Annotated in this window: 7 protein-coding genes; 6 read left to right on the top strand and 1 reads right to left on the bottom strand. The window is 55.1% G+C overall.

The window, feature by feature from the left end:
- Window positions 1–129 precede the first annotated feature (129 nt).
- The gene (locus tag B5F25_RS17115; RefSeq protein ID WP_087251009.1) at window positions 130–723 is read right to left on the bottom strand and encodes a glucosaminidase domain-containing protein; all 594 of its coding nucleotides are present in this window, start codon (window positions 721–723) and stop codon (window positions 130–132) included.
- Window positions 724–812: 89 nt separating this feature from the next.
- On the opposite strand from B5F25_RS17115, the gene B5F25_RS17110 reads away from it, so the two are divergent.
- The 6 genes from B5F25_RS17110 to B5F25_RS17085 are packed head-to-tail and all read left to right on the top strand — an operon-like array spanning window position 813 to window position 6,453.
- Window positions 813–1,589 carry a DUF4099 domain-containing protein gene (locus B5F25_RS17110; protein ID WP_087251007.1) on the top strand — a complete coding sequence of 259 codons (777 nt, stop codon included), beginning with the start codon at window positions 813–815 and terminating at the stop codon, window positions 1,587–1,589.
- Window positions 1,590–1,601: 12 nt separating this feature from the next.
- Complete coding sequence (locus B5F25_RS17105; RefSeq protein WP_087251005.1) at window positions 1,602–2,927, top strand: DNA mismatch repair protein MutS; 1,326 nt, start codon at window positions 1,602–1,604, stop codon at window positions 2,925–2,927.
- Window positions 2,928–2,957: 30 nt separating this feature from the next.
- Complete coding sequence (locus B5F25_RS17100) at window positions 2,958–3,188, top strand: hypothetical protein (protein ID WP_087251004.1); 231 nt, start codon at window positions 2,958–2,960, stop codon at window positions 3,186–3,188.
- Complete coding sequence (locus B5F25_RS17095) at window positions 3,172–4,500, top strand: ArdC-like ssDNA-binding domain-containing protein (RefSeq protein WP_087251002.1); 1,329 nt, start codon at window positions 3,172–3,174, stop codon at window positions 4,498–4,500. The genes B5F25_RS17100 and B5F25_RS17095 overlap by 17 nt, the downstream gene beginning before the upstream one ends.
- A 16-nt stretch (window positions 4,501–4,516) precedes the next feature.
- Entirely contained in the window at window positions 4,517–5,698 is a 1,182-nt protein-coding gene (locus B5F25_RS17090) for a DUF3991 and TOPRIM domain-containing protein (protein ID WP_087251000.1), read from the top strand.
- Between the two features lie 17 nt (window positions 5,699–5,715).
- Window positions 5,716–6,453: a hypothetical protein gene (locus tag B5F25_RS17085; RefSeq protein WP_087250999.1), complete on the top strand. Its 738-nt coding sequence runs from the start codon at window positions 5,716–5,718 to the stop codon at window positions 6,451–6,453.
- Window positions 6,454–6,478 lie beyond the last annotated feature (25 nt).

The following is a 6,478-nucleotide window of genomic DNA, read 5'->3' as shown; positions in this document are numbered from 1 at the left end:
GATACCATTAAAGGTAATGAAAATCAGCCACTTGACCTATTTTATTCTGCTAAACTTTATTAATTAACTTGTTTGTTGTCAACGGATTAGATGTTAATTTAACGAAGTATTATTATTAGATATTGTATCTTAAATCATTCTTAAAACTCCGATTACTTCCCGAATGTAATTGGGGTTTTCTGCATATCCTATATCTCTGAGCCATAACAGATAATTTCCTCCCTTATATCTGTACTGAACCTTGGTATAATATGCCCGGACACTTTCCGTCCAATGGTCAAACTCAAAGTATTTCCCTGTCCGTGGGTTGGTCAGGCCGAACAGATTGTGCTTGTTCCTGCATACCGGGGAGGTGAACCATCCGGTTTCAAGGATGGCCTGTGCCAATACGATTTTCGGATATTGTATTCTGTTTTGTATAATTTCCGCATAAAGATTGGGAATGGTCAGTTCGGGAAGCTCTGATTTTAGGGATGTCCTTTTGTTACCTTTTTGGCCTTTTCCCTTATTCTTTTTCTTTATCGGGGTATTTATGTGCAAGGTGTCGTTTCTGACACTTTGTACATTGTTACTGATTGTATCATTCTCTTTTTCAGTATTTTTCATCGCTTTGCTTCCAGAACCGGGTATTAACTCCGACTTCTTGGTAATGGTATAGAACTGTGCGGAAGCCGTAAGTGGCAGGAGCGACAGCATCAGATACAGCAGAATAGTGTTGTGCATTTCTTTTTCTTGTTTGGGTGAAAATACTTTTGCAGGGTGTTCAAGCGGTTTCGTCCGCAAAATTAACCCGTAAAAACAAGTATAACGAAATGGACAACAGAAATTTATCCGAAACGCTGCCCTACGGGAAGCTGGCGATGCTGGGCATTGACAAGGAGAAGGCAGACCTTCTTCCGCAGGAGGTGAAGGAAAAGCTGCTCTCCGGCGAGGTCACACCCCTCATGCAGGTTTCCATCCGTGCGCAGAACGGCAACGATGTCACGCTGCCGCTCAAACTCCAGCTGGTGTCAGACCGGCTGGGCAACCCGGCCCTGATGGCCTATCCCGTCAGGGCAATTCTTGAAACGGAACGCAACAAGGCTCTTGGCCTGACTGAACAGGAAGCGGAACGCCTCAAAAAAGGCGAAGTCATACAGAAGGCCGTGGATGTGGACGGCGAAAAGACCCGGCAGTACCTCCAGCTTGACCCTGAGACTAAATCTGTCCTCCACCGCCGTGTGACCGAAATTCGGCTGGAACAGAAGCTGAAGGACATGGAGAAGGTGAACGACATCGAGCTGGGCACGCAGCAGAAGCAGCAGGTGCGCGACGGCAAGCCCGTGGAACTCAATGTCGGCGGCGAGAAGGTGTCGGTCGGCGTTGACCTGAGGGAGCCGCAGGGCTTCAGGGTCATCAAGGGCGACCTGAAGGAATGGGAACGCCAGCAGAAGCTGCGCTACGACGAGCTGCACCCTGAATACCTCGGACTGGTACAGACCGACAGCAACCGTTGGGAATACCGGAAGGTCGTGGACAGGCAGTCGCAGGAACGTGCCATGAAGCTGCACTCTCCCAAAGAGAATGTCAGCCAAAGTCTCAAACGCTAAATCCGTCCGCTTATGGCAAAGAAGCAAGAACAGGAAAACGCCGCAGACATGTTGCGGCAGTTCGACACGCTGAAACAGAAGCATCCCGACGCGATGCTCCTCTTCCGGAAGGGGGATTTCTACGAGATGTACAGGGAGGATGCGGTCAAGGCCGCCGCCGTACTGGCCATCACGCTGACCAGCAGGGTCTTTTCCGGTGAGAAAGACCCTGTCAAATACACCTTGTTTCCCTATCACGCCTTGGATGTATATCTTCCTAAACTGATACGCTCCGGGCAGAGGGTGGCCATCTGTGACCAACTCGAAACTCCCAAGCTGAAAAAGGATGAGCGGCCCATACAAGAAGCCGGAGAAAAGTTAAAGATAAAAGAAGAAATCATACCCAACAATACTGATATGGCAAAGAAAAAGAAAGACCAGGCCGTGCAGGACAAGCCTGTCCAAACTGACTCCAATGAAGTGAAGGAGAAACCTGCCCGTCAGAAAAATACGGAACAAAAGACCGGTACGAAACCGAAAGCTGAAGCGAAGGCGGACGCCAATGTGGAACAGCAGGCCGAGGCGAAGAAGGAACGCAAGCCGCGCGAGCCGCAGATGGTGACGGCCGACGGCGGCAAGGTGACCCACGGCCATGCCTACCAGGGCAAGGACAACCCGGAGGACTGGTATTTCACCGCAAAAATTGACGGGCAGCAGCTCAAGCCGCAGAAGATGGATGCCGCCGACCTCGCCGCCTACCAGAAGAAGGAGCTGACCGTGCCGCAACTGATGGAACGCTACTACCCGACGAAGCTGATGCCGAAAGTGCCGGAGGACACCTACAGGTTCCCCCGGCAGATGGAGGGCGCGGAAGGTGCGGTAGCCATCGAGAAGTTCAATGTCTACAAGGAGAAGGACGAGCAGCGTCCCGACTTCGGACGGTACAAGTTCTATGCCCAGGTGGACGGCGCAAGGATGTCCGCCGTGGCCTCGCGCCAGGACTTGAACGCCTACTTCGACCGGGTGATGACCCCGAACCAGCTCATCGAGAAGAACTTCGGCGAGCGGCTGCACCTGAAGTCCGCCTACGAGAAGTACCGGCTTCCCGAAGGCGTTGACCCCAAGGGCGTCCGTGTGGCGAAAGACCACACCGACAACAAGTGGAAGGTGTATGTGGACATGGGCGACAAGGGCAAGACCGCCCGGCACGAAATCTCCTTTGACGACGGCTATTCGCTTTTCAAGACCCGTACCGCCACACGCGAGCAGATTGCGGCCAAGTACCTCACCCCGGAAATCAACGGGCTGCTCTCGGCCCAGACCAACAGGCTGGAGAAATCAAACTCAATGAAAATGTAAATCACTCACTCATAATAAAATAACATAATTATGTCAGAAGCAATAAAACACGAGGAGCTGGTTGAACTCCTCCAGGAAGGCAAGATAGGCTATCTCCGCTTCGTGCTGGAGGGCGAAAGCGAACAGGACTATCTGGAGTGGTGCCGTGCGCACGGCACGGACCCTTCGGACGAGTCCGCCGAGTTTTATGTGGAACAGACGGACATCATGCAGATGGAACGCCAGCTAATCGACGACGGGGACTATGGCATCTGGAACTAACCCGGCATCTGCCAACTCCGGCCAGGCGGCCATAGACCGCTTCGCCGAGATGATGATCGGGCGCATGGAGCAGATGAAGGCGTCCGACTGGAAGAAGGGCTGGATAGGCGGAGCGTCGGGATATGCGGGTCTGCCCCAGAACGTGGGCGGACGCAACTATTCCGGCTCCAACTCCTTCTTCCTGCAGCTCCACACGGCGGCCAACGGCTACGACCTGCCCGTGTTCCTCACCTTCAAGCAGGCGCACAACCTGAAAGCCCACGTGCTCAAAGGCGAGAAGGCCTTCCCCGTCATCTATTGGGACATGCTCGTGAAGGACAAGGACGGCAGGAAGGTCAGCTCGGAGGAATACCGCGCCATGAGCAAAGAGGAGAAGGAAGGCATGGAGGTCATCCCGTTTGTCAAGGCGTTTCCCGTGTACAACGTGGCGCAGACCAACCTGGCCGAGGTGCAGCCAGAACGGATGCGGAAGCTCATGGACAGGTTCAGACTGCCCGAACTCCGCGACACGGAAGGCATGTACGCCCACGCTGCACTCGACAGAATGATTCAGACGCAGGGCTGGGTCTGCCCGATACAGGCCGACAAGCGCGTGGACGGGGCGTATTACTCGCCGGGGCAGGACATCGTGGTGCTGCCCATGAAGGCGCAGTTCAACATCGGAAGCACTCCCGACGAAATCTACCGTGGCGGCATGGAATTCTATTCCACCATGCTGCATGAGATGGCCCACTCCACCATGACACCGCAGCGGCTCAACCGTGACGGCATGGGCAGGTTCGGAGACCCCAAGTACGCCAAGGAGGAGCTTGTCGCCGAACTGACGGCGGCGATGATAAGCCATTCGATGGGCTTTGACCCGAAGGTCACGGACAACTCGGCCGCCTATCTGGACTCGTGGATCGGCGTGTTGAAACAGGAACCGAAATTCATCGTCTCGGTCATGGCGGACGTGAATAGGGCTTCGGACATGATACTCGACCATGTGGACAGGCAGCGGCTGGCCTTGAACGAACAGCCCTATCTGGCCAAGAACGACCCGCTCGCCCCGCTTGACCCAAGTGAGGAAGTGCCATTCAGGAACGCGGCCATCGTCAAGACACGCGGCGGCGACTACGCCATCCGTGCCTCGTATGACGGCGTGGAGCTGGGTCTGAAGAAGGTGTCGAAAGGCACGGCTCGGACTTACTTCCAGCTTACGGACTACAAGGACAAGGCGGCTTTCCTGAACATGACGGCACGCAAGACCTTCGGGCCGGAGATTGCCATGATAGGCAGGACGCAGGCCGTAAGCGCCAAGATGAGTATTTAATCCAAAGCAATACGGTATGCCGGACTATAAGGTAAACTTCAAGGAACTCAAAGCGCGTGTCGGCGTGACCGATGTGGCTTACGCCCTCGGCTACCGCCTTGACCGCAAGGCCGGTGTGGGACGATACATCGAACTGGTGTTGGGTGACGGAAGAGATAAACGTGACACTCTCATTGTCAGCCATCCCAACGACAGGGCTTCCCAGACATTCTTCCGCCGGAACGGCTCCAAAGGGGACGTGCTTACGCTTATCCGCGAGAATCTGGATGCCTTCCTCGTCACAGGCAAGGACGAGTGGCAGAAGGTGGCCAAGGTCATGGCACGCTTCGCCAACATGCCCGAACCGGAATACCATGAGAACAGGGAATACTTGAAATCAGTCAAGGCTGCATCTGTCTTTGACGCATCACGGTATGAGACAAGACCTGTGAATCCGGACAAGATACCGTCATTATTTTCAAAGCGTGGCTTGTCCGATGAGACGGTCAGACGGTTCGCACTGTTCATTTCCCTTATTCGGGACAAACGGAACGGGAATTTCGACGGCTACAACATCGGCTTCCCTTATACCGGTGCGGACGGTCAGGTGAAGGGCTACGAGATACGCGGCTACGGCGGCTACAAATCAAAGGCCGCAGGCACGGATTCCTCTTCGGCGGCATGGGTGGCCGACTTCTCCGGCGGCAATCCCGAAGCGGTCAGGAGCGTGTTCTTCTGTGAGTCCGCCTTCGACGCGATGGCTTTCCACCAGATGAACAGAAACCAGTTGCACCCGGATGTGGCGTTGGTCTCCCTCGGAGGGACATTCTCCGACAACCAGATTACCGGCGTGATGGGGCGTTTTCCGAACGCCAAGGCTTTCGACTGTTTTGACAACGACATCGCCGGGCGCATCTACGGGCTTCGCATGATCGGCCTGCTGGAAGGCATCCCGATGAAAATCAGCAAGGCGGAGGACGGCCTGCAGGTGGAAGCCGGAGGCAAGAACTTTACCGTCAATCCGACAAAGCCGTTGGCCTCACAGCTTGTCGCGCACCTGCCTCTCCGATACCGTACCGGGCAATGGCTGCCGCCCAAGGCGTTCAAGGACTGGAACGACTGTCTCTTGAACAGACCGGTGGCTCCGGTTCTCGCTCCATGCAAGGAGGAACGCGACCGGAACCTGGCGGAACGGAGAAAGGGAAGCCTTAAAATGTAACGTAACATGGAACGTATATGAAAACGATCAGACTGAAAATAGCTACTGGGGCATTTGCCCTGTGGCTGGCCGGGGGCAATGCCGTCCCGGCGTTCTCCCAACAGATAGACCCTGCGCTGACCGGAGCGGTGACGGCACAGACGCTGGAACTGAAGAGCCTGCACGACAAGCGCAGGAAGACGCAGGAGAAGATTATCGCCGCCGAAGCCGCCGTGACGGTCGCGCTCGACCGGGTACACAGCGTGGAGGACAAGATGCTGGAATACCTCTCCAATGCGCAGGGTGCGGTGCAGAACCTTTACCAGATCAAACGTGCAGGGGAACTGGTGACGACCGAGATACCGCAGAACTGCAGCCTGCTGCTCAAATCGGTGGGGAGCAACCTCAAGGGCACGGCGATAGCGGCCATCGTGTCGGACGAACTGACAGACGCGGCCACGCAGATGGCGGCACTCTATCCTTTCATGAAACAGCTCGTGACTTCGGGCAGCTACGATGTGACAGGGGCTGACGGGAAGAACGAGAAGCACAAGGTCAACCTGCTGGACTCTTCGGAACGCTACTATATCGCTAACGAGGTGGTGACCAGGCTCGAAACCATCAACACCGACCTGTTCATCCTGGCATGGCAGGTGCGCACGCTCTCGTGGAACAACCTCTGGTTCTCGCTCGATCCGGAAGGATGGGCCAATGTGATGTCCGGCAAGAACATCATCGGCGGCATCGTGGCCGACTGGAAGCGTGGATTCAATTAGAATATCACAAAAGTGAATCAATCGG

Origin of the sequence: Bacteroides sp. An19 (genome assembly GCF_002160215.1) — a bacterium.
Lineage (GTDB): Bacteria > Bacteroidota > Bacteroidia > Bacteroidales > Bacteroidaceae > Phocaeicola > Phocaeicola intestinalis.
This window is presented reverse-complemented; position numbering and strand designations above follow the sequence as displayed.